This window comes from Streptomyces sp. TRM68367, assembly GCF_014495685.1.
Taxonomy (GTDB): Bacteria; Actinomycetota; Actinomycetes; order Streptomycetales; family Streptomycetaceae; genus Streptomyces.
Window position 1 is genome coordinate 231,249 of the sequence record NZ_JACTVI010000002.1, and the last position, 22,293, is coordinate 253,541.

Annotated in this window: 30 protein-coding genes; 11 read left to right on the forward strand and 19 right to left on the reverse strand. The window is 71.6% G+C overall.

Going from position 1 to position 22,293, the window contains the following annotated elements; all coding sequences use genetic code 11:
* Positions 1–208 precede the first annotated feature (208 nt).
* From H8R17_RS02520 to H8R17_RS02530, 3 genes are all read left to right on the forward strand, one after another.
* Complete coding sequence (locus H8R17_RS02520; protein WP_187821421.1) at positions 209–850, forward strand: GNAT family N-acetyltransferase; 642 nt, start codon at positions 209–211, stop codon at positions 848–850.
* A gap of 104 nt (positions 851–954) precedes the next feature.
* The gene (locus H8R17_RS02525) at positions 955–1,884 is read left to right on the forward strand and encodes a M15 family metallopeptidase (protein ID WP_262504932.1); all 930 of its coding nucleotides are present in this window, start codon (positions 955–957) and stop codon (positions 1,882–1,884) included.
* A 106-nt stretch (positions 1,885–1,990) separates the two neighbouring features.
* Positions 1,991–2,512, forward strand: a complete 522-nt coding sequence (locus H8R17_RS02530; protein WP_187821422.1) for a DUF305 domain-containing protein — start codon at positions 1,991–1,993, stop codon at positions 2,510–2,512.
* Here the strand turns inward: H8R17_RS02530 and H8R17_RS02535 are convergent.
* Positions 2,442–3,002 (reverse strand): DUF2752 domain-containing protein, encoded by a 561-nt coding sequence (locus H8R17_RS02535; RefSeq protein WP_187821423.1) that lies wholly within the window; start codon positions 3,000–3,002, stop codon positions 2,442–2,444. The two genes, H8R17_RS02530 and H8R17_RS02535, sit on opposite strands and share 71 nt — an antisense overlap.
* A gap of 409 nt (positions 3,003–3,411) precedes the next feature.
* Between H8R17_RS02535 and H8R17_RS02540 the strand changes: the two genes are divergently transcribed.
* The 4 genes from H8R17_RS02540 to H8R17_RS02555 all read left to right on the forward strand — a co-directional run bounded on the left by H8R17_RS02540 (position 3,412) and on the right by H8R17_RS02555 (position 6,068).
* A complete protein-coding gene (locus tag H8R17_RS02540) occupies positions 3,412–3,654 on the forward strand; it encodes a hypothetical protein (RefSeq protein ID WP_187821424.1) in 243 nt (80 codons plus the stop codon).
* The gene (locus H8R17_RS02545) at positions 3,651–3,932 is read left to right on the forward strand and encodes a hypothetical protein (RefSeq protein WP_187821425.1); all 282 of its coding nucleotides are present in this window, start codon (positions 3,651–3,653) and stop codon (positions 3,930–3,932) included. Before H8R17_RS02540 ends, H8R17_RS02545 begins: the two co-directional genes overlap by 4 nt.
* Before the next feature lie 447 nt (positions 3,933–4,379).
* On the forward strand, positions 4,380–5,381 hold the full coding sequence (locus H8R17_RS02550; protein WP_187821426.1) for a VPS10 domain-containing protein: 1,002 nt from the start codon (positions 4,380–4,382) through the stop codon (positions 5,379–5,381).
* A gap of 537 nt (positions 5,382–5,918) precedes the next feature.
* A complete protein-coding gene (locus H8R17_RS02555; RefSeq protein WP_187821427.1) occupies positions 5,919–6,068 on the forward strand; it encodes a hypothetical protein in 150 nt (49 codons plus the stop codon).
* A 56-nt stretch (positions 6,069–6,124) separates the two neighbouring features.
* On the opposite strand, the gene H8R17_RS02560 is transcribed toward H8R17_RS02555, so the two are convergent.
* The 9 genes from H8R17_RS02560 to H8R17_RS02600 form a co-directional block, all read right to left on the reverse strand.
* Entirely contained in the window at positions 6,125–6,811 is a 687-nt protein-coding gene (locus H8R17_RS02560; protein WP_187821428.1) for a DUF305 domain-containing protein, read from the reverse strand.
* Positions 6,808–7,464: a DUF3105 domain-containing protein gene (locus H8R17_RS02565; RefSeq protein WP_187821429.1), complete on the reverse strand. Its 657-nt coding sequence runs from the start codon at positions 7,462–7,464 to the stop codon at positions 6,808–6,810. Before H8R17_RS02565 ends, H8R17_RS02560 begins: the two co-directional genes overlap by 4 nt.
* Positions 7,465–7,583: 119 nt before the next feature.
* Positions 7,584–8,018 (reverse strand): hypothetical protein, encoded by a 435-nt coding sequence (locus H8R17_RS02570; protein WP_187821430.1) that lies wholly within the window; start codon positions 8,016–8,018, stop codon positions 7,584–7,586.
* 54 nt (positions 8,019–8,072) lie between these two features.
* Positions 8,073–10,025 carry a copper resistance protein CopC gene (locus tag H8R17_RS02575; protein ID WP_316959285.1) on the reverse strand — a complete coding sequence of 651 codons (1,953 nt, stop codon included), beginning with the start codon at positions 10,023–10,025 and terminating at the stop codon, positions 8,073–8,075.
* Positions 10,022–10,255: a hypothetical protein gene (locus H8R17_RS02580; RefSeq protein WP_187821431.1), complete on the reverse strand. Its 234-nt coding sequence runs from the start codon at positions 10,253–10,255 to the stop codon at positions 10,022–10,024. The genes H8R17_RS02575 and H8R17_RS02580 overlap by 4 nt, the downstream gene beginning before the upstream one ends.
* A complete protein-coding gene (locus tag H8R17_RS02585; protein WP_187821432.1) occupies positions 10,252–10,458 on the reverse strand; it encodes a hypothetical protein in 207 nt (68 codons plus the stop codon). Before H8R17_RS02585 ends, H8R17_RS02580 begins: the two co-directional genes overlap by 4 nt.
* Positions 10,459–10,599: 141 nt before the next feature.
* A complete protein-coding gene (locus H8R17_RS02590) occupies positions 10,600–11,577 on the reverse strand; it encodes a M56 family metallopeptidase (protein WP_187821433.1) in 978 nt (325 codons plus the stop codon).
* Complete coding sequence (locus H8R17_RS02595; RefSeq protein ID WP_187821434.1) at positions 11,574–11,954, reverse strand: BlaI/MecI/CopY family transcriptional regulator; 381 nt, start codon at positions 11,952–11,954, stop codon at positions 11,574–11,576. The genes H8R17_RS02590 and H8R17_RS02595 overlap by 4 nt, the downstream gene beginning before the upstream one ends.
* A 108-nt stretch (positions 11,955–12,062) precedes the next feature.
* Complete coding sequence (locus H8R17_RS02600; protein WP_316959286.1) at positions 12,063–12,686, reverse strand: class I SAM-dependent methyltransferase; 624 nt, start codon at positions 12,684–12,686, stop codon at positions 12,063–12,065.
* A 96-nt stretch (positions 12,687–12,782) separates the two neighbouring features.
* Here H8R17_RS02600 and H8R17_RS02605 point away from each other — a divergent pair, with 96 nt between their 5' ends.
* Entirely contained in the window at positions 12,783–13,115 is a 333-nt protein-coding gene (locus H8R17_RS02605) for a hypothetical protein (RefSeq protein WP_187821435.1), read from the forward strand.
* A 1-nt stretch (position 13,116) separates the two neighbouring features.
* On the opposite strand, the gene H8R17_RS02610 is transcribed toward H8R17_RS02605, so the two are convergent.
* Complete coding sequence (locus H8R17_RS02610; protein WP_187821436.1) at positions 13,117–13,392, reverse strand: hypothetical protein; 276 nt, start codon at positions 13,390–13,392, stop codon at positions 13,117–13,119.
* A 302-nt stretch (positions 13,393–13,694) separates the two neighbouring features.
* Here H8R17_RS02610 and H8R17_RS02615 point away from each other — a divergent pair, with 302 nt between their 5' ends.
* The 3 genes from H8R17_RS02615 (at position 13,695) to H8R17_RS02625 (ending at position 15,721) form a co-directional block, all read left to right on the forward strand.
* Positions 13,695–14,858, forward strand: coding sequence for a sulfite exporter TauE/SafE family protein (locus tag H8R17_RS02615; RefSeq protein WP_187821437.1), 1,164 nt, complete (start codon positions 13,695–13,697; stop codon positions 14,856–14,858).
* A complete protein-coding gene (locus tag H8R17_RS02620) occupies positions 14,858–15,115 on the forward strand; it encodes a heavy-metal-associated domain-containing protein (RefSeq protein ID WP_187821438.1) in 258 nt (85 codons plus the stop codon). Before H8R17_RS02615 ends, H8R17_RS02620 begins: the two co-directional genes overlap by 1 nt.
* Before the next feature lie 249 nt (positions 15,116–15,364).
* Entirely contained in the window at positions 15,365–15,721 is a 357-nt protein-coding gene (locus H8R17_RS02625) for a multidrug efflux SMR transporter (protein WP_187821439.1), read from the forward strand.
* Between the two features lie 224 nt (positions 15,722–15,945).
* On the opposite strand, the gene H8R17_RS02630 is transcribed toward H8R17_RS02625, so the two are convergent.
* From H8R17_RS02630 to H8R17_RS02665, 8 genes are all read right to left on the reverse strand, one after another.
* On the reverse strand, positions 15,946–17,037 hold the full coding sequence (locus H8R17_RS02630; RefSeq protein ID WP_187821440.1) for a YbhN family protein: 1,092 nt from the start codon (positions 17,035–17,037) through the stop codon (positions 15,946–15,948).
* A 151-nt stretch (positions 17,038–17,188) separates the two neighbouring features.
* Entirely contained in the window at positions 17,189–17,449 is a 261-nt protein-coding gene (locus H8R17_RS02635) for a hypothetical protein (protein WP_187821441.1), read from the reverse strand.
* A gap of 24 nt (positions 17,450–17,473) precedes the next feature.
* The gene (locus H8R17_RS02640) at positions 17,474–17,797 is read right to left on the reverse strand and encodes a zf-HC2 domain-containing protein (protein ID WP_187821442.1); all 324 of its coding nucleotides are present in this window, start codon (positions 17,795–17,797) and stop codon (positions 17,474–17,476) included.
* Between the two features lie 243 nt (positions 17,798–18,040).
* Positions 18,041–18,733 (reverse strand): RNA polymerase sigma factor SigE, encoded by a 693-nt coding sequence (gene sigE / locus H8R17_RS02645; protein WP_187821443.1) that lies wholly within the window; start codon positions 18,731–18,733, stop codon positions 18,041–18,043.
* A 361-nt stretch (positions 18,734–19,094) separates the two neighbouring features.
* The gene (locus tag H8R17_RS48520; RefSeq protein ID WP_187821444.1) at positions 19,095–20,645 is read right to left on the reverse strand and encodes a 2Fe-2S iron-sulfur cluster-binding protein; all 1,551 of its coding nucleotides are present in this window, start codon (positions 20,643–20,645) and stop codon (positions 19,095–19,097) included.
* Positions 20,600–21,568, reverse strand: coding sequence for an FAD:protein FMN transferase (locus tag H8R17_RS02655; protein ID WP_187821445.1), 969 nt, complete (start codon positions 21,566–21,568; stop codon positions 20,600–20,602). The genes H8R17_RS48520 and H8R17_RS02655 overlap by 46 nt, the downstream gene beginning before the upstream one ends.
* Entirely contained in the window at positions 21,558–21,902 is a 345-nt protein-coding gene (locus H8R17_RS02660; protein ID WP_187821446.1) for a hypothetical protein, read from the reverse strand. Before H8R17_RS02660 ends, H8R17_RS02655 begins: the two co-directional genes overlap by 11 nt.
* Entirely contained in the window at positions 21,895–22,218 is a 324-nt protein-coding gene (locus tag H8R17_RS02665; protein WP_187821447.1) for a hypothetical protein, read from the reverse strand. The genes H8R17_RS02660 and H8R17_RS02665 overlap by 8 nt, the downstream gene beginning before the upstream one ends.
* Between the last annotated feature and the right edge of the window lie 75 nt (positions 22,219–22,293).

Here is a 22,293-nt window from a genome sequence, read left to right on the forward strand (position 1 = left end):
TGGAACCCGGGACGTTGTCAGGACCAGGATACTGAACTACTAAGTTTCTACGCAGTGTAGTAATTTCTGATACGTGGACGCCGACATGCGCTCAGCCGCATACCCGAGCCCTGCCCGAGTCGACCCGGGCCAGATCCCCGCCGGGCCTCCGAGTCCGGGGACGAGAGACGCTCGCCCCGCGGAGCGCGGCGGCTTTTGCATACGGTCCATGGACCCTGACGACCTCCCGTTCGTGGTCGCCGAGCACCTGAGGTACTTTCCAGACAGCTTCTTCGCCCGCCTCGGGCCGAAGTTCCTGACCGCGTACAACGGGACCTACCTCACCGGTGCGGACGCGCGCGCCTACATCGCGGAGGTGGGCGGGCAGCCGGTGGGCTTCGTCATCGGTGCGACCGACCCGGCGGCGCACCGCCGCCATGTGCTGCGCGACTACGGGCGCGGACTGCTGTTCCGCGCCCTGGGCAGCCTGTGTCTGCGGCCCCGCCTCGCCCTGCACTTCCTGCGTACTCGGCTGGTGCGCTACGGCCGCAAGCTGATACCGAACCGGGCGGCCCGGCAGGCTCCCGCAGTCGGCCACTCTGGCGTCACCGCTGTCCTGGACTACGTCGTCGTGGTCGAGCACGCCCGTTGCCGTGGCATAGGGGCTCGGTTGATCGCGCGGTTCGTCAAGGACGCCACCGACGCGGGCTGCGCGCGTGTCGCTCTCGTCACCGCCGCCGAGGGCGGGGCAGGACCGTATTACGACCGGCTCGGCTGGCGGCGTCAGGAAGAGATCCGCACGCCCGAAGGCCGCCGCCTCCTCACGTATGACCTCCCGCTGAACGAGGACACGACGCCAGATCGGCACTGAGGCACCGGTCCTGGGTGACCACCCCGACCAACCAGATCATCCCCGTACCGGGATCGCGGCCGTGCCCGGCACGGGTGCCCCCTAAGCACTCCAGGAGACTTTGCTTGACCAGCCACGCACCGGAGACGGAGCGCATGCGCGCCCGCCTCCACCACCCGAGCAGGGACACGGCAGCATCGGCCCGCAAGGGTGGGCGGCGCTGGAAGATCGCCCTCGGCAGCCTCGCGCTGCTCTCCACGACGGCGCTTCTGGCCGGCGGCTGCTCGTCCTCGTCGGCCTCGGGCGCCGCCCCGTCAACGCCGGGTGCCGACAGCTCCGACGGAACATCGGCGCGGTCCTCCACGACTCCCAGCCCGACACCCACCCCTTCGCCCACGCCGGCCCTGGACGCCGCCGTCAAAGAGGTCACGGACGCCCAGTGGTCCCGCATGACGGCGGCGGGACTGTGGCGCAAGGGCTGCCCCGACGTCCGCGAGCAACTGCGCCGCGTGGAGATGAACTACTTGGGCTTCGACGGCAAGGTGCACCGCGGCGTCCTCGTGGTCAACGCCGACGTGACGGCCAGTGTCATCCGCATCTTCACGCGACTGTTCGAGGAAGAGTTCCCCATCCGCCGTATGCAGCCGATGGAGGCCTACGACGGAGACCTGAACGCGAGCCTGCGCGACGACAACACCTCCGCGTTCAACTGCCGTCGTCCCGACCAGATCAACGCCCCGTTCAGCGAGTCCCCGCACGCCAACGGCCGGGCGATCGACATCAACCCGCTCGAGAACCCGTGGATCAACCTGCGGACCAAGCAGTGGCAGCCGAGCGCCGAGTACAAGGCACGCACGGAGGGGAAGGGCAAGATCATCGAGGGGGGGCTGGTCTGGCGGGCGTTCACGGAGGAGGGATGGGTCTGGCAGGACATCAAGGTGCCCGACTACATGCACTTCGACACCGGGTACCCGTCCAAGCCATTCAAGGGACCCACCGCGAGTCCGTCCACTGCCAGTCCGTCGACCGCGGAGCAGTCGGCCCCGGCGGGGTGAGCGGGGGAGACCGATCGCCTACGCCCCGCCGTCTGCTCGTCCTCGCAGGTGTCTGTGCCGGAGCCGTGCCCCTCAGCGCGTGTGGCGGCGGCGTGGGCGAACGGACATGGGCGGCTATGACGGCAGCGACATGAAGATGTCCGGCTCGATGTCCGACGCCGACAAGAAGAAGCTCAAGGCCACCCGTGGGGCCGCGTTCGACCGCGCCTTCGTGGAGGCGATGATCGAGCACCGAGGCGGCGAGATCGAGATGGCCCGGGACGTGGGGAAGGACGGCCGCAATGCGACCGTGAAGCAGCAGGCAGCCGTGACGGCCACCATGCAGGAGGACGAGGTCAGGGGCCTGACACGGCTTCTTGCCAAGCTCTGGCACCAGAGGGGCCGTCGCGGGCGCCGACCGTCGGCGTACCGCATGGGGGACGGGGCGCCGTCGTCGGCGCGCAGCAGGAAGGGGGCAGGGCTGGCCTGTGGCCGGTCCCCGCGGAGACGGCGCCGCCCTCACCTCGGCCCGGGAGAACGCCACTGGAGCGGACCACCGTACGGGAGTGGCCGGACCGTCATGTCCGACCGGCCCGCCGGATCAGCCGCAGGACCAACAGCACCACGGCCGCGGCCAGTGGCAGGGTGATGGACAGCAGCAGCCAGGCGGACGGTGCGCTGCCCGGTCCCGAGCGCAGCAGGTCGGCGTGCGCCTGCTGGTTGGCCTCCAGCGCGACCAGCAGCACGACACCGGTCGCGACCGCGGCCCGGCGGTGGCGGACGCGGAGGTTCAGCCACCGGCCGCGCACCCGACCGACCACCTCGCGCAGCAGCACCCCGGCGGCACCCAGGACAAGGAACAGACTGAGCGGGTTGTAGCGCCACGCCGCGCCGAAGTCCCCGAGCATCGCCGCGTGCAGGCCCCGGGTGCCGCCGCACAGCGGGTCCATCACGCCCGCGTGATGCAGCGGGCTGTGCAGATCCACCGGCGGCAGCCCGAGGGCGGCCAGCAGCGCACCCGACGTGAGGCCGACGGCTGCCAGCGGCCCGGCCCATCGGTGTCGGTCGTGTCCCTCCAGGTGTACCTGCAACGGCAGCCACCGCCGCCCCTCCGTCCCTGCCGTCACCCTGTCACTCATCCCGGCATCCTCGTCGTCCGTTGCCTCATACCGCCGCCTCCCCAGGCCCTTCCCGCCCCTTGCGAGTTCTCATTGTCGAGGTTGGTCGGACCGGCCGACCAACTCGGCGCACCGCGTTGTGCTGCAGACGCCCGGAAGGAGGGCCGCACCCGCTTGTCCTGTGTCGCGGACCGTCGCCCTCTCGATCACTGGCCTGGCCTGGCCTGCGCCTTGCATGCCGCGCCCATCGCGCGCGAGGCGGACAAGTTGCCCGACGGCCTCTTCCCGAGTCGCCTTAGTACCTAAGTAACATAGGATGTGGTTACTGACTGCCGTCGTTCGCGGAGAAGCGTGCGGTTGGCTGAGCCGCCGTCCGCTGTCGGCTGAGCCGGCGCGGTCAACCCCCGTTCCCGTCGAAGGGAGAAGTGTGATGAGCCAGCTGCTCACTGTCCTGCCCTTGCTGGCCTGCCCGCTGGGTATGGGCGCCATGATGTGGTTCATGAGCCGGTCCGGACGCCGGAAGACCGAGACCTACACGGTGGAGGGCACGACGGCGTCGGTCACGTCCGATCCGCGGCGCCAGGAGCTGGAGGCGCTGCGCGCCGAGGTCGACGCGCTGCGGGCGCGGGTCGGTCATCAGTCCGACGTCCCGGTCCGGGAGCGTACGCCGTGAGCGGCTACGCTCTGCCCCTGCTCCTCGCTGTGGCGTCGGCCGCGATGTTGTATTTCTGCTGCGTACGACCGATCCGCCGGGGCACCGCCGGGCACGCGGGCCCGGCACGGGAGGCCGCGGTGCGTTCGTGCTGCGGGGCGCCGGGCGCCCAGACGGCCCCGGACACGGATGTCGACGCAGAGATCAAGCGACTGCGCGAAGAGGTCCGGCTGCTGCGTTGCGAGGCGGATCTGCGCTCCGACGACACCGGGCACCCCGTGAAGGGTGAGATTCGCTGACCAGATCACTCCTTCCCGTACGACGTCCCGAGGCCGTCCCCGCCCCGCGGGGCCGTCGCGACGGCTCGTTTGCGCCCTCGGTGTGCTCGGGGCCGGGACCCTCACCGCTTGCGGCACCGCCAAGGGATCCCAGCAGAGCGGCGGCACTCACCGGCGGGCGCGTCGACATCCGACAGGCGCGGTGATGTCGTCGTCAACGTGTGGGCTCATGGTGCGCGCCCTGCCGCAAGGAGGCCCACGAGCTTGCCCGGCTGCCCGCGAAAAGCGGCTCCGCTGGGGGTGCATTTCCTCGGCATCGACATCCGCGACAGCAAGGGTTCCGCGGTCGTCTTCGAGCGCGGCTACGGCATCACGTATCGGCGGCGATGCCCGTCCGGCACGTCGCAGACACGCCGACCGCCCCCCGCCGACCGTCCCCTCACGACCCTCTGCGAAGGAAGCACGATCATGTCCTCCACATCGTCCCGCAATACGAAGCCGTCGGCAGCAGCCGCCAAGTCGGGGGGAGCCGCCAGGTCCACAAAGGCCGAACGGCGCCGGGCGAGGGCGGCCGAGCAGGCTGCCGCGGCACGGCGCGCCGAGCAGCGGGCCCAGCGGCTGCGCTGGGGCGGCGCGGCTCTGGCCGTGGTGGCGGTCGCCGCGGGCGGGGTCTTCCTGACCACCCGCGGCGGCAGCGGCGGCGACGGGAGCGGGTCTGCGGCGGGGCTGCCCCGGGTGGGCGGAGACCTGCACACCGTGTCCGTGGTCGCAAACCGGCTCTTCGTCGGCGGGCACGAGGCCGTAGCCGCCTCCGGCAACGGCGGCCGCACCTGGCAGGACGTGCCCTCGCTGCGCGGGGCGGACGCCATGGGCTGGGCGTCCACATCCGACGCCGTACTGGTGGGCGGGCACCCGGGGCTGTATCGGTCCACCGACAGCGGGGCGACGTTCACCAAGGTGACCGGCGCGGGCGCGGTCGGCGACGTCCACGCCATCGGCGGCACCGGCAACACCGTCTACATCGGTTCCCCGGAGTCCGGACTGCTCGCCTCCACCGACGGCGGCAAGACCTGGAAGACGGTCAACGCCGAGGAGGGCCGCTCCTTCATGGGCACCATCCTGGTCGACCCCAAGAACCCGCAGCGGCTGATCGCCCCCGACATGGCCAGCGGGCTGCAGACCAGCAGCGACGGCGGGAAGACCTGGAAGGAGCTGGGCGGGCCGATGGGCGCGATGGCCGCCGCCTGGGACCCCAAGGACATCAACAGGATCATCGCTGTCGGCATGGACGGCGCCCAGCTGAGCACCGACGGCGGCAGGACCTGGAAGCAGGCCGACGTGCCCGAGGGCGCCAGCGCGGTCGGCTACGACGCCACCGGCAGCACCCTGTACGCGGGGGCGCTGGACGGCCAGAACGCCCGTACCTACCGCAGCACCGACGGCGGCGCCACCTGGACGGCCACCTCGTGACGACGTACGACGAGGAGGACGGCCACCGCGGCACCGCCCCGGGCGCACCCGACCCCGAGGGCGGGGCCGCCGCCCCGCCGCCCCGCCGCAGGCCGGGCCTGCTGTTGCCGGCGGTGGCCGCGACCGTGGTGCTCGCCGTGGCCGCCGCGGCGGTGGTGGCCCTGCGGGGCGGTTCCGGCGGCGGAAGCGGGTCGGCCGCGGGCGCCGCGCCGAGCGCCACCGCGTCCTTCGTCACTCCGCCGGCCGCCCAGGTGCGTCCCGTGCACGAGGCCCTGCACGGCATCACGCCGCATGCCGCGCCACGGACAAGGGCGGGGACGGCAAGCAGACGTCGCTCACCCGGGACGTCGACACGATCATCGACTTCTCACGGCGTTACCCCGACGCTCGCTTCCCGATCGACGACGAGACCGGATCCACGCTGTCCCTGCTCCTGGTCACCCGGCAGAGCATGCGCACGTGCGCACCGGCCCTCGCGCCTCGCGTGAACCAGGTACTGCCGCACGACTTCCGCGACCCCACCGCCACGACGGCCTCGTGACCACGGTGACCGTGCGCCGCGTCGGAGCAGGAGATGAACATCCGGGCGCTCACGGTTCCGCCTACCTCGACTACGCCGCCACGGCGGGCCGCTCTCTTCCCGGCGTGGGACGGCTGCGGACCGAGGCCACGAAGGACGCATCGTAGCCACGGCCCTTACGTCAGGGGGAGGAGGTGGCCCTCGACCCTGACGAAGGCCCTCGTCAGTGGGGTGCCGAGCCGCGTTCCTTGAGCATGTCGGCCATGAGCGTCATCTCCGACTGCTGGGCGTCGACCATGCCCTGGGCAAGCCGGCGCTCCTGGGGGACCTCGCACTGCTCGGCGCAGGCGCGGGCCATGGTGACTCCGCCCATGTGGTGGTCGGTCAGTAGCTGGAGGTAGAGGATCTCGGCGTCCTTGCCCTTCGTTTTGCCGAGTCGGCCGATTTCGGTGTCGGTGGCCATGCCGGGCATCAGGGAGCCCTCCTTCGTCTCGTGCCTCATGTGGCCGTCACCTTTCATCCAGGTCATGTAGCCGTCGGCCGACGTCTTCGGCAGGCCCCATAGGTCGAGCCAGCCGAGCAGCATGCCCCGCTGGTTGGCCTGGGTCTGCGCGATGTCGTACGCGAGGCGGCGTACGTCCTCGTCGTCGGTGCGGTCGTGGATGACGAAGGACACCTCCACGGCCTGCTGGTGGTGGACGGCCATGTCGCGGGCGAAGCCCGCGTCGGCGGAGGCGGCGGCGGGCACCTCGGACGTGCCTTCGTCGCCGGGAGCGGCCACGAACCAGACGATCAGGCCGAGGGCGACCAAGGCCGCGGCGGCGACGGCCCACGGGCCGAAGGATGGTTTCCGGGTGGGTGTGTCGTCGGAATCCGTAACGCCCGGTGCCGTCACAGTCGTGTCCCTCATGCTGCGGTCAGGCCTCCGGAGCAGGTGGCCCCCTGCTCCGGCGTCTGGGCGCCCTGAACGTACTTGGTCAGGAACTGCTCGACCCTGGGGTCGGAGGCCTTGTCGACGCTGAGCTGGTGGCCCCAGGCCGACAGCGTGATCGCTCCGGTCTGGGTCTTGTCCGGGCTCATCAGGGTGTACGGCGTCTTGGAGACCTTGTCGCCGAGCGTCTTGATGTCGGCGTCGGTGACCTTGTCGTTGTACGTCACCCAGACCGCGCCGTGCTCCAGGGAGTGGACGGCGTTCTCCTTGGCGATGGGCTTGGTGTAGACGGTGCCGTCGCAGGTCATCCACGCCTTGTTGTGGTCGCCGCCGACGGGCGGGTTCATCGGGTAGTCAACGGTGCCTTTGACGTGGGTGCGGCCGAGCTTCTTGGCGTCCCAGGTCTTTTCGCCGCTCACGGGCTTCTTGGCCGCGGCGGCCTGCTGCTCGTCCTTCTCGTTGGCGCTGTTGATGGCGTAGCCGCCCCAGCCGATCAGCCCGGCGACGATGACCGTGCTGACCGTGATGGTGATGATCCGGTTGCGGCGATCGCGTGCCTTCTCGGCGCGGCGCATCTCCTCTACCTTGGCCCGCCGTGCCTCGGCGGCCGCCTTCTTGCTGGACTTGCTCATGGCTGTGTGTTCCTCGTCTCCGCCGCGCGGTGTCGTCGGACGGCGGTGGGTGCAAGTGTGGGTTGGATGGCGAGAGTCGGCTGGCTGTGCGCGCGTGCGCACGGCGCCGTGGCATCCGTCTAGGTCCGTTGCACCTGGAGGACGTGGAGATCGGGAGCGCGGCAGGTCGGCGCGGGGTCGGCGAAGCGCGACGGGGTGTTCAGCTGCCTCGGGAGGTCCGGCAGACGGGGCAGGACCGCTGGGAGGGGCTGGGCGGGAGCGGCGGGCACGGCGCGTACGCCGTCGGCGGCCGGGCTGCAGCACACGTCGCCGGGAAGGCAGTCGGACGGGTGCGCGGCTGTCGACGCGTGGTGTTCGGCCGGGGTGCCGGTTGGGACCGCAGTGGCGGACATGGTGGTCGTGGAAGCGGTGACCGGGGCGTCTCTCTGGCCGTGGGCCAGGAACCCCAGGCAGATCACCAGTGCGGCGAGCAGCACGGCCAGGGCAGGGCAGAGCGCCGCGATCCGCGTCGTCCGCCGCGTTCCGCGGGCCGTGTGCTGTGTCCGGCTCCCCATCACAGTTGATATTAGGTGGTTCCTGTGGGCGGGCCGACGGCTTCGCCGGGACGCTCAGTGGTCATGGCCGTCCTCGTCCGCCTCTGGGTAGACGAAGGTGCGGGTGACGAGGTGGTTGGGGGCGGTCAGGGTCTCGTGGAGGATGCGGTCTGTCTCGTCGAGGGTGAGGTCGAGCTGGGTGTGCTCGGCGGGATAGGCGAGGGCAAGGCGACGGTGGCCGTTCTCGTCCGGCAGGCGGGTGATCACGGGGGCGGTACCGCTGCCGTACGGCTCGGAGGCCAGGAACTCCTCGCCGGTGATGGGGAGTTGCTTGAGGTCGCCGAGGCCGCGCGCCGTGTTGCTGGTGACCAGTTCGTGGAGGGTGAAGCGCGGGGTCTTCTTCATGGCGGCGACCGTCTCGCGCAGCAGGGCCGTGTCAGGGCGGGGCGGCCAGGTGACGGCGAGGCCCGCGCGGCCGCCAGCCCATTCTTCACCCGCCGATGCCGTGAGGGTGAGACGGCTGGTGCCCTTCCGCCAGGCGACGGGGGTGTAGAAGCAGCCGGTGCCGCAGCCGCGGAGTTTCAGGGCCCGGCGGGTGCCGCGCGGGTCTGCGAGGGTGGCCTTCAGGCCGTATGACTGCTTCTCGCTGTCGCCGATCTGGGGTGCGGTGAGGTCGATGACGAGCCGGCCGGTCGCGGCGCGGGCGCTGATGCCGATCTCCCCGGCGCGGGTGCCGGCGGGCACGACCGGGCCGTCGAGCGGCGGGGCGAAGGGGAGCGACCGGTTGGCGTCGGCGGGGACGGACAGCACGGTGAGCGTGGCGGAGAAGGCAAGAACGACGGCGAGTACGCCGTTCTCGGCAAGGGCCGGGCGCCGCGGCGACGGCGTCCCGGTGCGGCGCAGGCGTCGGCGGGCGGCAACGGCCAGACCCGCGACCACAGCGACCAGGGCGATCTTGACGAGCAGAACCTGCCCGTACGTGGTGGTGGAGAGGTCGTCGAGCGGGACGAGGAGCAGCGCGGAGATCAGCCCGGTGACGACGACGGCGGCGAACAGCCAAGCGGCGAGGCGGGCGTAGGAGAGCAGCAGGGCGCGGACGGGGGAGCGTTCGCCGCGCCACGCGGCCATTGTGCGCAGTACGTGCAGCAGCGTTCCGGCCCACAGCGCGGCGGCCGTGAGGTGCACGAACGTGAGCAGCGGGCCCGCGATGGTCTGCTCGGCCTGCGGGTGGGCACGCAGAGCCTCGGCGACCAGGACGGCGACGAGCGGGACAACCGCCCAGGTGCGGCGGCGCACCAGCACGGCCACGGCGGCGAGAGCGAAGCCCGCGACCTCGACCAGGGACAGGGCGCCGGGCCGGGTGCCGGTGAGGAAGGAGGGGGAGCCGTCCCCGAGTTGCAGTGCGGTCAGCGCGAGTGCGGCGGCGGTGCCGATGAGCGCGGCGGGCAGGGCCCAGGAGCGCGGGCGCCGGGCAGGGGTGTCGGGGACGCGGGCGGTGAGGCGTCGGCCGGCCGCCTCGCCGAGGATGACGGCGAGGGCCGCGAACAGCAGCCAGCGCAGGATCGTGGTGGGGGTGGCGTCCTTGGCGGCGGTGGTCTGGCCGGAGGCGAGGGCGATGGTGCGGGGGCCGACGGCGAAGCGGTAGCTGCCGGTCATGATGTCGCCGTCGCGGGCGGTGACCTGCCAGTTGATGGTGCGCACGCCCTCGGCGAGGGTGGAGCGGACGGGGACGGTGACCGCTTGGTTGCCCTGGCTGAGCGTGGCGGTGCCCAGGCGGGCCGAGGGCTCGACGCGTACGGAGGTTCCGCTCAGGCTGACCGGCTGGTCGAAGACCAGGACGAGCGACTTCGGCGAATCGGCCACCGTGGCGTCCGCGGCCGGGCTGGTGAACAGCAGGGTGGCGTGCGCGGACGCGGACGTGGCAGTGCCCAGCAGCAGGGCCAGGACGAGCGAGACGAGCGGGACGATCGAGCCGATCGAGCCGATCGTGACGACGGAGTGCCGGACCGTTGGTGCGGAAGAGGTCACCTGTCGAGGATCTCCGGTCCCTTGGAGGGGGCGGCAGGCGGGGTGGCCTGTTCGCGCAGTCGCCGGACTTCCTCGCGGGCGTGCCGCAGCTCTTCTTGGAGCTCGGGGTCGTCCACGCCTGCCCGAGTGGCGTGGCAGGCGCGGTTCTTGGCCATGGGGCGTATGCAGCACCACCAGGTGAGAGCTGCGGCGAGTGCAGTCGCCACCAGCGGGAGCCAGATGCCGGTCATGCCGGGCGGTCCTGCGGGGTGGTGTCCCCGGATGCCTGCTCGCTGCGCAGGGCGTCGATCTCCTTGCGGAGGCGCACCAGCTCCTGGCGGGCCGAGGTGGGTTCGGTCTGCCCACTGTGCTTGGGGCGCATCATGAGCCACATCATCAGGCCCATGCCGACCGGGCAGGCGAGCGCGGGGAGGATGTAGAGCAGGTTTTCCATGGAGGGACTCCTTGTCTCCCGAGCGGACGACGCCTTCCGTGCTTACCCGTCGACCCTTAGTTCCTAAGGAGATTAGGTCAACGTGGATGGCGGCGTCCAGCCGGGAGGGTGTGATGCCGTTCGGCCGGGAGTGCGGGAAGGTCAGCGCATCGTGGTGACCTGGGCGGCCGGGGTGCCGTCCGGGCAGTAGTTCAGTTGGGTCGCGGCCGCCGCGGGTCCGCCAACGACCAGCAGCGGTACGGCGAGCGCGACGGCCGCTGTCAGTGAACCGGCCGCGATGCGTACGCGGCTGAGCGGGCGGTGCGGTTCGATGAGGCGGCGTACCCGTCGGGCGGCAGTCGAGCCGCTCGCCGAGAGGGCCACGGCCGGGGCGCGCCCTCCGGCGACCGCGAGGAGGGCGGCCGCAGTGGTCAGCCGCCCGGAGCGGGCAGCCGCAACGTCGTCGGCGCGCATCTCCACCAGCCGCGCGATCTCCGCCTCGGCGATACGGAACAGCGGGACACGTGGGAAGGCGCGGGCCAGCGCCTGCGCCCATGCCAGTACGGCGTCGTGCCGCTCGGCCTGGTGAGCGCGCTCGTGTGCGAGGACGGCTTCCAGTTGGTCGTCGTCGAGGGCCCGCAGGGCACCGGTGGTGATCACGGTGCGGCGGTGGCGTCCGGGCAGGCAGTAGGCGGCGGGTTCCTCGTGGTCGAGGACGACCACACCACGGGCCGTGTCCCGCCGGCCGACGATGTCGAGGACTTCGCAGTGCTCGCGCCGCTCGCGGCGGATCCGCGCCACGACGTGTCCGACGCACCAGAGAGTGCGTCCCAGTACCGCGAGGGCGAGCACGGCTCCGGCCGCGCCTGCAGCCGCACCACCAGGCGAGGCGTACTGCGCGGTCAGCGCCATCACGCACGCCTGCAGCAGCTCGGCGAGGTCGGTGCTGACGCGGACCGTGGGTACGGTCAGCGCGAGACCGGCCAGGACGGCGGCGGTGAGCGCCGAGGCACTGAGCACCTGCCAGACCACGATGCCCAGCCGGGGCGCCCGCTCGGCCCAGTGCCCACCGCGTAGCAGCCGTGGCGCCAGGGTGCTGAGCAGGGCTGCGTACGCGAACAGGACGGCGGCGACGATCACTTCGACGCCTCCCTGGCTTCGCGGGCCGCCGCCTGGCCGAGCAGGCGGTGCAGTTCCTCGGCCTCGCCGGGCTGCATCTGTTGCACGAAGCGGGCCAGCGTCGCGGTACGGTCCTCGGCCACGGCGAGGGCCTCGCCCATCAGGCCGGCGACGTACTCTTCGCGGCTGGTGGTGGCGCCGTACTTGTAGGCCCGGCCGTCCTTCTTCTTCGACAGCCAGCCCTTGCGGTGGAGAATTTCGGTGACCGTGTGGACGGTGTTGTAGGCGGGCGCGGGGTCCCGATCGAGGTGTTCGAGGATCTCGCGCACGCGCAGCGGTTTGCCCGCGGCCCACACCGCGTCCATGATCGCGGCCTCCAGCTCACCGAACTGCGCCATGCGTCCTCCTCCCGGACCGGAATGCCCTGCAGACATCCTAAGCGGCCTAGGTGGACGGTCGGGCGGTTCCGATGATCGACGGGGAGGCGGGGTTGGCCCGGCCGTTGATCAGGAAGTAGAAGCGGCGGATGTCCTGGACGGTGAAGCCCGCCTCCTGGATGGCGTGTTCGGTGTCGCGGGTGAGGTGGCAGCCGCCACCGGGCAGCCGCCACCGGGCAGCCGCCACAGCGGGGCCAGCACCTTCTGGACCCGCCGGAAGCCGGGCCGCTCGGAGCGTACGTGCTCGTAGAAGCGCAGCTCACCGCCCGACTTCAGCACCCGCCGGGCCTCGGCCAGCGCACCTGGCACGTCCGCGATCGTGCACAGCACCAGCGAGCACACCGCCACGTCGAAGCCGTCGTCCTCGAGCGGCAACTCCTCGGCCAGCCCTGCCAGCACCTCCACTGGCACGGGCGCCTCCGTTGCTGCCTTCTCGGCCAGCGCCCGCAGCCTCGGCTCCGGCTCCACCGCCACAACCTGGGTCACTTCAGGCGGGTAGTGCCGGAAGTTCGAGCCCGTACCGGCCCCGATCTCCACCACCCGACCGCGCACGCCCGCCAGCATCTCTTGGCGGTGCTCGATCGAGCCGTGCGCGTCGGCGAAGGCGGCGATGCGCGGATAGAGACGGGAGAAGATCGGATGCGACACCGCTTTGGCCATGACGTCCTCCTCGGTGGCGGCGGAGGCGGGCACCCCCCTGACTCTTCTCCTAAGAAGGTTGGGAGTATGCTCGCTCGGGCGGTTCGACGGGGCGCGCGTCCCTCTTCCACCCTGCCTGGGAGGCCACCTTTGAGCCAAGGCGTATCCGACCTCGTCTCCAGCGGCTCGCTGCCGCTGGAGACGCCGCTCGTGCTCCTCGCGGGCGGGGTGCTCGATCACCAGGACTTCATCACTCGGATCCTCGGCGTGCTGACGATCCTGCTGGGCCTGCCCTTCCTCATCGCCGCCCTGGGCTTCCGCCGCGCGCTGCGCGCGTTCGGGTTCGCGCGCCGCAACGCCCGTACGGTGATGCGGTTCGGCGGCCCACTGCTGGTGATCGTCGGCATCCTGCAGGTCAGCGGCGCCTGGGCGTACCTGACCGGGCTGCTGCGCCGGGTCGCGGGCTACCAGCCCGCGCTGTGAATCACGGAATGGCGAAGCCGGAGGGCCGACGCGGGCTAGCATCCCGTGCCATGGCCAGGACACGCGTGCGGCTGTCCCCAGCCCGGCGGTGGGCCGGGCTGCTGGCCGTGCTCGCCCTGGCCCTGTGCACCACGGGGCTCATCCGGCCCGCCACTGCGACCTCGATAGAGATGACGTCCATCGTCTCGATGACGTCCACGGCCTCGATGACGTCATCCTCCTCGGCGCAGTCCGACGGAGCGAACGTCCAGGAGAGGGCCGCGTCGTCGTGCCCCATGGACGCCATGGTCATGGACTGCCGGCTCTCGGCCCAGCACAAGCCGTCCAGTGCCCCGCCCTCGTTCGCGGCACATGCCGCGTCTCAGGCCGGGCGGGACATCGTCGGTCTGGCCGATGTTCAGCGGGCACCCCCGTCTCCCGCTTCCCGCGAGGGGCCCGATATCCACAGGCTGTGTATAAGTCGGACCTGATCATGCACGCCCGCCAGACCGTACGGCTCGGCGGGCTCCGCTGCCCGATCCGTTCCGGCATGCCGCCATGCGCGCGTGCCGTCCGCTGCCACCACGGAGTTCTTCAGGCATGGCCTCGACCCTCACTCTGTTCGTCACCAGCGTCGGTACCGGCCTGCTCGCCGGGGGCGCCTCCTGCGCCGCCGTGCAGGGCGGTCTCCTGGCCGGCGCGGTCACCCGCCGCAGTCCCGCCCCTGCACCCGCCCCGGCTCTGGCCGGGGCACGCCGTACGTCCGGCGTTGCCGTGAAGGACCGTCGCCCGGGCCGGTCGCCGGTCGCCGACGTGCCCGCAGAACCGAAGGCGCTGGTACCGGTCGGCGCGTTCCTCGCGGGCAAGCTCGTCTCCCACACCGTGCTCGGCGCGCTGCTCGGCGTCTTCGGCGACGCGCTGCAGCCCAGCCCCCGAGCCCGGGCCGTGATGCTCATCGCGGCCGGGGCTCTGATGGTGCTGTTCGCCCTGGATCTGTTCGGCGTCAAGGCGGTGGCCCGGCTGGTGCCGAGGCCCCCGGCCTCCTTCGGCCGGCTGCTGCGCCGCAGCGCCAAGGCTGACTCGGTCGCTACCCCGGCGCTGATCGGGCTGGCGACGGTGCTGGTGCCGTGCGGGGTGACGTTGTCGGTCGAGCTGATCGCGGTCACCTCAGGTTCACCGCTGGCCGGGGCCGCCGTGATGGCGGGGTTCGTGCTCGGCACCGCCCCGCTGTTCGCCGTCCTCGGCTATCTGTTCCGCCGTACGAGCCGGGCGCTGTCCGGGCGGCTCGCGGTCCTCACCGGTGTGGTGGTGCTTGCGGTCGCTGCCTGGACGGTGGCCTCCGGTATCCAGGCAGGCGGCTGGGCCAGCTTCAACCTCAACGGCTCACCCGAAGCGGCCTCCGCCGCCTCGCCGCCGGCCTCAGACGAGACGGCGACAGGCAGCGAGCAGAAGAAGCCAGTCACCAGCGGGCCGGTGCGCATGGACGCCTCGGGCACGCAGATCGTCACCCTGACGGTCACGGACTTCTACGTGCCCACCGAGTTCACCGCGCAGGCTGGCGTGCCCACCACGCTGGTGCTGCGCGGCAAGGACTCCGGCGGCTGTGCCCGCGCCTTCACCATCCCCGAACTCGGCGTCCAGGAGATCGTCAAGCGCAACGGCGACACCGAGATCGATCTTGGCACCCGTAAGGCCGGAACGCTGCGCTTCTCCTGCGCCATGGGCATGCAGACCGGCACCATCACCTTCCAGAAAGGCGCGTAATGGCACTCTTCCGTCGTAAGCAGGAAACGGAGACCGGACCGGCGGTCGTTCTCACGGTGGAGGGCATGCACTGCAGCAGCTGCGGCCTCTTGATCGACGACGAGTTGGAGGAGGTGCCCGGCGTCCGCTCGGCCCGCACCGACGTGCGCAGCAGACGCTCCACCATCCGACTGGAGGAGGGCGCGACCGTGGATACCGACGCCCTCGTCGCGGCGGTGCAGCGCGCTGGCGACTACAAGGCGCGGCCTGCCGACTGACTGACAGGGCGGCACGATGAACACGGCGCGGCCTGGGCGGGGCAATCCGTCCGGCCACGTCGTCGCCGCAAACTGACGGCGACCTCGTAACGGCTGCGGCGGCTGCTCGTCGGCTGGGAACGGCGCGATCAGGACTGAGCCCGGGGTCGCCGACAACCGCGGCTGGTCAGTGCATACTCGCACCAAGGTGACGAACCGGTCGGCGCAGCACTCACCGACCTGCCGACCCGAGGCGTGGAGGACTCGCACATGGCCAGGGCGTGGCTGCTCGTCATCGCCGCCGGACTGTTCGAGACCGGTTTCGCGGTGAGCCTCAAGCTGTCCGACGGCTTCACCCGGCTCTGGCCGACCATCGGGTTCTGCGTTTTCGCAGTGGCCAGCTTCGGTCTGCTGACGCTCTCACTGAAGGTGCTGGACGTCGGGCCTGCGTACGCCGTGTGGACCGGAATCGGCGCGTCGGGCACGGCGATCTACGGCATGGCCTTCCTCGGTGATTTGGTGTCCACCCTCAAGCTCGTCTCGATCACCCTGGTGATCGTGGGGGTCATCGGTCTCCAGCTTTCCGGTTCCGGCGGTGAGCCCGGGGCCCGCCCACCACAGCCCTGACCAGCTGGGCCAGGTCGCAGCCATGTGGGATAGGTGTACGAGCGTGCCGGCCGCCGCCATTTGACAGCGGCAACCGCGTGCTCTTCGGCGCCCCAACCGGGCGCAAACCACCGGCTCCTTCCTGGCGCCCGCACCTTCTGCCCCGCCTGACCGAGCCCGTCGACTCTGGGCCGAGCACCGGCACAGTTGTGCCCGGTCCATTCGGGCAGGCCGCCGCGCGCTGGTCAGTGCGGCGCGTCCGAGCCTTCGTACGGCCCTCTCGCAGAGGGTGGTGCGGGTGACCTGGCGCGCAGGGTCAGGCCGAGCCATGTGGCCCAGCCGATCGGCTGGAGCGTCCAGAAGCTCAGGATCCGGTACAGCAGGGTGGCCGCGATGGCCTGGTCCGGGCGCAGGCCGTAGGAGATGAGCAGGGTCGCCAGGCTCACCTCGACGACGCCCAGGCTCCCGGGGGTAAGGCGCAGGCTGCCGGGGATCTGGGTGAGTGCGTACGCCAGAAGCAGCCCGCTCCAGGGCACTCCGATGCCCAGCGCCCACAGGCTGGCGGCCAGGCACGCGGCGTCGAACGTCCAGTTGAGCACGGCGAGACCGAAGGGCCGCAGCCAGGGGCGGAATCCGGGCTGCACGCTACGGGCCTGGGCCGTGAGCCCTGCCAGCGCCTCCTGGAGCCGCAGGACGCGCCGGGCCTGTCGGCCCGCACGCTTCCAGGCCCGTTGGACCGCCGCTCGGAGCCTCGCGGAACGGGCCAGCGCCAGCAGCACCAGGCTGAGGCCGACGGCCAGACCCAGCATGGCGAGGGCGGGGCGCAGTACCCCGCCCTGGCCGCCGAGACCCGCGGTGAGCGCTCCGGTCACGAGGAGGAGGAACAGGGCGAGTGCCGACAGCGCCCCGGAGGCGACCAGCACAGCGGCCGCGAGGACCTTCTCTGCGCGGCGACGGCGCAGCTGCCGGTAGAGCCAGGCGGCGGCGAAGGCCGCGCCGCCGGGCAGCGCACCGGCCACCGCGTTGGCGGCCATGGCCAGCGCCGTCATGCTCTTCAGGCTCAGCCGCACCCCGCCGGCGTGCAGCAGCCAGCGTTGCACGGCGGCGAAACACACGAGGGATGCCGCCTCGAAGGCCAGCGCCACGGCCAGCTTGGGCGGGCTCACCCGGGCGACCAGCTGGGCCGCCCGGGCCAGCTCCTGCCGGTAGCCGATGGCGAGCAGCACGGCGGCCGTCACGAGGGCGGTGGCCCCCAGCCACCAGGCCCAGCCCGGTCGCGCGCCGTGTGGTTCCTGCGCGCGGCCGTTGATCTCGTCGAGATCGGGCTGGCGGGGCATCGGCATTGGCTTTCGAGGGGGCGATAACGCGAGGTGCCGTCGGTCTACTTCCTGTTACTTCCTGTGGCGACCTCGTCGGCAGACGAACACCCCTGCCGCCCGGCAGTTCGGTGACCGATATGACGGGGCTCCCGGACATGGCCGCATGACGTCAGGAGCCCTCCCGCGGAGGATCACCGGGGGCGCGCTGTTCTGCGGAGTCACGCTGGGCGGCCCTGAACTGGTCGATCTCTGCCCGGAGGCGGGTGATCTCGGCGGTCTTCGCGTCCCGGTCAGCAGGGGCACCGGCGGTTTGTTCGTGTTGGTTCGCTGTCGGCTTCCGCCGCTGATGCCGGCCCATGAGCCACATCATCAGGCACATTCCGACGGAGCAGGTGAGGAGCAGCAGGACGAACACAAGGGTCTGGGACATCGTCAGCTCCCTTCACGTGGTCGTTCACCGTGTGTCCTCCTTCGGTGGCGTCTGCGCTCTAGTCGCAGGTGCGCCGGTGGTGGGGGACTGCCGTGGTCTCCAGGGGCGGACGGTGCGGCCTGTCGACCCAGGCCGGGGTGGCCGTGGGCTGTCGGCGTCGGCCAGCAGTGGCAGGGCATCGCGGAGCAGCCGGGCCACGTCGGCGAGGCTGTCGCGCTCGGACCGGCACGCAGGACAGTGGGCGAGATGAGCCTCGATCGGTGCGTCCTCCCCGGGCTCCAGCACCCCGATCACGTAGGCGCCGAGCCACTCGCGGATCTCGTCGCATCCTGCTGCGGGCTTCGGCATTGCTTCCCACCCTGTCTCGTCGTAGTCCGGCGGTTCGGGGCGCGATCAGGTGCGGGCGTCGGAGCCGGTGTTCTTGGTGAAGTTGACCTCGGCCTCGGCGGCGGTGACGCCCTCCTGCCGGGCTTGGACGGCTTTGAGCTGAACAGCCTATATAAGAAGATTAGGCCCCGGCTGTGAAGGATCGATAAGTGCGCGCGGATGTGTGTCCGGCGGCCGGCCCGGCCTCAGGCCGACGGAGCCCTGTCAGCCGTTTGCCAGTGCAGCCGCAGGGGCTGTGGCGTGGGGTCCGGGAGAACCGGTGGGAGCCGTCGTGGATTCCGTACCGCTGCCGGCGCGGTGGACCAGAGAGGTGCGCAGCCGGGCGCGGCCGCGGTGGATGCGGCTGCGTACCGTCCCGGTTTTGACGCCGAGCGTGGCGGCGACCTCCTCATAGGACAGGCCCTCGACGTCGCACAGGACGACCGCTGCGCGGAACGGAACGGGCAGGGCGTCGAGGGCGGCCTGGACGTCCGCGTCGAGGCGCGTGTCGTGGTGGGCCTGCGCCGGGTTCGGCTCGGCTGCCGACAGCCGCTCGGCGGCTGCGTCGGTCAGGTGCTCGAACCGGACGCGGGAACGCCGCCGGGTCATGTCGAGGAAGAGGTTGACGGTGATGCGGTGCAGCCATCCCTCGAAGGTTCCGGGCCGGAAGCGTGACAGGGACCGGAACACCCGGATGAAGACCTCCTGGGTGAGATCCTCGGCGTCGTGCTGGTTGCCGGTGAGCCGGTAGGCGAGCCGGTAGACCGGGTGCGCGTGCGTGCGGACGATCTCGTCCCAGCCTGGCACGGTCCACTCCTCACCCGGCTGACCGTCCTGGGCATCGGATCCGGCGTCCGAGTACGGGGAGAGGGCGCAGACGCCGGTGTGCGGGGTCCGTGAGATGGCCTGCTGCGTCATCAGTACTTCCTCTCAGCCGTGTGGTGCGGGTGCGGACCGGGTGCATGGACAGGCACCGCGCCCTGCGGGCACGACGTACTGACCGACGCCGCAGGTGCCACGGTCCCGGCCGGGGCGTGGCCCGGGACGGGCACGGCTGTCGGGTCTGTGCCCCGGTGTGGCCGAGGAGCATCGAATTGCCTCGCCACGCTGCTCATGTCTTCTGCTCTTCTGCGGTCGGTGTCGGCCGACCGCAGAACAAAATTAGACGGAAGGGGATGAAGGCGCTGTGAAGAGTGCACGTGCTTCCCCGGAAAGACGGTGACTGCAGATGCACGCAGGTCCGTCTCCGCCCGTCCGGGACGTCTCCCTTGCGCGCTCGTCACAGGTCCACCGACAGAATTGGGCTGCGGCCGCGGGAGACGCACGGGTAGATCACATCGTGACGGCCGCGCTCGCCGAGGGCCAGCACGGTGTCGCGGTGGTCGGGGATTCCGCCCAGGACGCGCAGCTCGCAGCTGCCGCAGAAGCCCTCCTCGCAGGAGGAGGGAGCGTCGGGAACCGCCTCGCGGATGACCTCCAGCAGGCTGCGGCCGACCGGGACCGGCAGCACACGTCCGGTGCGCCGCAGCTCGACCTTGAACTCCCGAATGGAGGCCGAGCTGCCCGGCTGCGACAGGCTGGTGCTGGTGCGCGGGGCGGTGAAGCGTTCGGTGTGCAGATGTACGTCGGGGAAGTCCGCCATGGTCTTTTCCAGGGACGTGAGCAGGGCATCGGGGCCGCAGGCGTAGACCGCTGCGCCGGGCGGGGTGTCGGCCAGGGCGGTGGCGAGGTCGGGCAGGCCATCGGTGTCCTCGGGGACGAGGCGGACCCGGTCTCCGCCGAGAACCATGAGGTCGTCGGCGAAGGCCATGGTGGCCAGGGACCGGCCGCCGTAGAGCAGATGCCACTCCCGCCCGACCGCGGCCACGGCGCGCACCATGGGCAGGATGGGGGTGACGCCGATGCCGCCGGCGATGAACAGGTAGTGCTCGGCCAGGACCAGCGGGAACCTGTTGCGCGGCCCGCGGACGGCGACCCGCTGTCCGGCGCGCAGCGCATGCACCTCCGCCGATCCGCCGCGCCCGTCCGGCACGTGCAGGACCCCGATGCGGTACGTGTCCCGCTGGGACGAATCCCCGCACAGTGAGTACTTGCGGACCAGGCCGGAGGGCAGCACCAGGTCGATGTGGGCCCCGGGTTCCCAGGCGGGCAGCCGCGCGCCGTCCGCGGCGGCGAGTTCGACGCCGACGACACCGTCGGCGGCGTGCCGCAGCTCCTGGACGACGACGGGGCGCGCGGGCAGGTCGCGCCCCGTTGGCGGCCCGGTCGTCTGTCCCGTCGCAGGGGGTGCGCCGGGATCGTTGGCGCCGGTACGCCGTCCGATCAGCAACCGGTAGAGCGCGAGGAAAACGATGGCCGCCACCAGCAGGAGCGCCGTCCAGCGCACCGCGGTCTCGTCGGTTCCGGCGGTCAGCGCGTGCACGGTGCTCAGCACGAACAGCGCGAAGGCGCTGGTGTGCACGTAGCGCCACCAGCGGTGCGGGATGCGCGTCTTCAGCAGGGAGGTGATCTGGACGGCGGCAAGCAGATAAAGGGCGATCACCCCCCAGGCCACTGCCACCGGCCGGTAGTCGGAGGTGAACGGGAACAGGATCTGGATCAGGCCGATGTCCACCCAAGAGTCGGCCACCAGGCCGAGCAGATGCACCCCAAGGAAGACCAGCGAGAGCCCGGACAGGAAGCGGTGCAGGTCGAGCAGGCGCCCCGGCACCGCTCGCGGGCCCAGCACCCGGGTGGACACCAGCAGTCCCCACACCACGGTGGCCGACAACAGCCACCAGGACATCAGCCCGCCGACGCGGGCGAGGTACCACCACAGTCGGGGGTCCACGTCACAAACCTTTCCCAGAGCCCGGCGGAGTGCGCCGCGCCGTCTTCGGTCACGAGCAGGCCGGCGACCCCATGAGCCTCCAGCAGGGCGCTTCCGGTGGGCAGGCCGGCGATGAGCGCGGCCTTGGCCAGTACCTCCGCCCAGTGCGCCACACCGGCCACCACGGTGACGCCGGTCAGTTCACTCGCGGCCGGGGCACCAGTGGCCGGATCGATGAGGTGGTGGAACTCCCGCCCGGCCCGCTGCCACCGGCGGCGCAGCCGGGTGGAGGTGGCGACCGCACCGTCGGCGAGGGTCAGCCACGCCAGGTCCGTGCCCGGGCGGGCCTCGTCCTCGACCGCGACCGCCCACGCGTCCGCGCCAGGGGCGGCTCCCGTCGCACGTACGTCGCCGCCGAGGTTGACGCACGCCCCTTCAGCTCCCGCGGCCATCAACTCGTGGGCGAGCAGGTCGGCTGCGTATCCCTTGCCGATGCCGCCCAGGTCGAGCCGTACGCCGCGGGGCAGGCGCACCCGGTCCTCCCGGATCTCGATGTCCGCACAGCCCGGGGCGGGGGCGGTGGCGGTGGCGGGTGCGGGGCCGGCCGACAGCTCGCGCGGAAGTGCCTCGAAGCTGCGGGTGTAGCCGGCCTGCTCCAGGGCGGGCAGCACGGTCGGATCGAACAGGCCGCCGGTCACCTCCCACGCCTGCACGGCCCTGCGCACGAGCGCGACCGTCGGCGCGGAGACGCGGACCCACTGGCCCGACGCGGCGTTGAGGCGGCACAGCTCGCTGTCGGCACGGAACCGGGACCACAGCGCTTCCAGCTCGACCAGCCGGGAACGCGCCCGGGCCAGAAGCTCCGGACCTCGGCCGCCGACCACGAAGAGGTGACCGGCGGAGCCCATCACCGGGAACCGCGCCTCGGCCGCCTCAGCTGCCACTGCTGCGTGTCATCGGGGGCGACGGCATCGCCTGTCCCGGGGACTGCCCCTGGGGTGGAGAGGACGCGGCGGCCTCGCCCTGACCGCCGCACCCGCTGCCGCTGCTGCGCGTCACCGGAGAGGACGGCGTCCCCTGGGCCTGGGGCGATGCCGGAGTCGCCGCCGCCGGAGCCGAGGCGGCGGCCACGGACTCCGCCGCTGCCGTGGACGGCTCGGCGGCGGCCACCAGTGCCGCGGTGAGCAGCGTGGCACCGGCCAGGCTTGCGGCGGCCACCCCGACCCGCACCGCCATACGGCGGTCCTGCTCGTCGGCGGCGTCCAACTGGTCAGCCACCGTTCATGCCGTTCATGTTGTTGCCGCCGTTGCTCTGCTGGTTCTGGCTCTGGTTCTGCTGCTGTGATCCGTCGGGTGTCGGGCTGGCGCTGGGAGACGGCGTACCGGTCTGACCTCCCTGGCCGCCCTGCCCCATTTGCATGCCCATGCCCATCTCCATGCCGGACATCATGCCCATGCGCATGGCTTCCAGGTTCATTTGCATGTTCATGTCCATACCGCTCTGGCCGCCCATCCCCATGCCGCCCATGCCCATGCCGTTCATGTCGCCCATGCCCATGCCGCCGTTCTGGCCGCCCATGCCGTTGTTCGGCATGCCGTTGCCGTTGCTGGGCGCCGGGCTCGGGCGCGCATTGCTGGATGGGTCCAGGGAGCATCAGGCGTCTCCCAA

Coding starts and splice junctions, on each gene's coding strand:
- H8R17_RS02560 (WP_187821428.1), bottom strand. CDS start 6,811: ATGAGGGACACGACTGTGACGGCACCGGGCGTTACGGATTCCGACGAC.
- sigE (WP_187821443.1), bottom strand. CDS start 18,733: ATGACGCAGCAGGCCATCTCACGGACCCCGCACACCGGCGTCTGCGCC.
- H8R17_RS02585 (WP_187821432.1), bottom strand. CDS start 10,458: ATGGAAAACCTGCTCTACATCCTCCCCGCGCTCGCCTGCCCGGTCGGC.
- H8R17_RS02540 (WP_187821424.1), top strand. CDS start 3,412: ATGAGCCAGCTGCTCACTGTCCTGCCCTTGCTGGCCTGCCCGCTGGGT.
- H8R17_RS02595 (WP_187821434.1), bottom strand. CDS start 11,954: ATGGCGCAGTTCGGTGAGCTGGAGGCCGCGATCATGGACGCGGTGTGG.
- H8R17_RS02625 (WP_187821439.1), top strand. CDS start 15,365: ATGGCCAGGGCGTGGCTGCTCGTCATCGCCGCCGGACTGTTCGAGACC.
- H8R17_RS02570 (WP_187821430.1), bottom strand. CDS start 8,018: ATGGGGAGCCGGACACAGCACACGGCCCGCGGAACGCGGCGGACGACG.
- H8R17_RS02610 (WP_187821436.1), bottom strand. CDS start 13,392: ATGGGGCACGACGACGCGGCCCTCTCCTGGACGTTCGCTCCGTCGGAC.
- H8R17_RS02630 (WP_187821440.1), bottom strand. CDS start 17,037: ATGCCCCGCCAGCCCGATCTCGACGAGATCAACGGCCGCGCGCAGGAA.
- H8R17_RS02550 (WP_187821426.1), top strand. CDS start 4,380: ATGTCCTCCACATCGTCCCGCAATACGAAGCCGTCGGCAGCAGCCGCC.
- H8R17_RS02565 (WP_187821429.1), bottom strand. CDS start 7,464: ATGAGCAAGTCCAGCAAGAAGGCGGCCGCCGAGGCACGGCGGGCCAAG.
- H8R17_RS02635 (WP_187821441.1), bottom strand. CDS start 17,449: ATGTCCCAGACCCTTGTGTTCGTCCTGCTGCTCCTCACCTGCTCCGTC.
- H8R17_RS02580 (WP_187821431.1), bottom strand. CDS start 10,255: ATGACCGGCATCTGGCTCCCGCTGGTGGCGACTGCACTCGCCGCAGCT.
- H8R17_RS02640 (WP_187821442.1), bottom strand. CDS start 17,797: ATGCCGAAGCCCGCAGCAGGATGCGACGAGATCCGCGAGTGGCTCGGC.
- H8R17_RS02530 (WP_187821422.1), top strand. CDS start 1,991: ATGGGCGGCTATGACGGCAGCGACATGAAGATGTCCGGCTCGATGTCC.
- H8R17_RS02620 (WP_187821438.1), top strand. CDS start 14,858: ATGGCACTCTTCCGTCGTAAGCAGGAAACGGAGACCGGACCGGCGGTC.
- H8R17_RS02615 (WP_187821437.1), top strand. CDS start 13,695: ATGGCCTCGACCCTCACTCTGTTCGTCACCAGCGTCGGTACCGGCCTG.
- H8R17_RS02535 (WP_187821423.1), bottom strand. CDS start 3,002: ATGAGTGACAGGGTGACGGCAGGGACGGAGGGGCGGCGGTGGCTGCCG.
- H8R17_RS02520 (WP_187821421.1), top strand. CDS start 209: ATGGACCCTGACGACCTCCCGTTCGTGGTCGCCGAGCACCTGAGGTAC.
- H8R17_RS02665 (WP_187821447.1), bottom strand. CDS start 22,218: ATGCCGAACAACGGCATGGGCGGCCAGAACGGCGGCATGGGCATGGGC.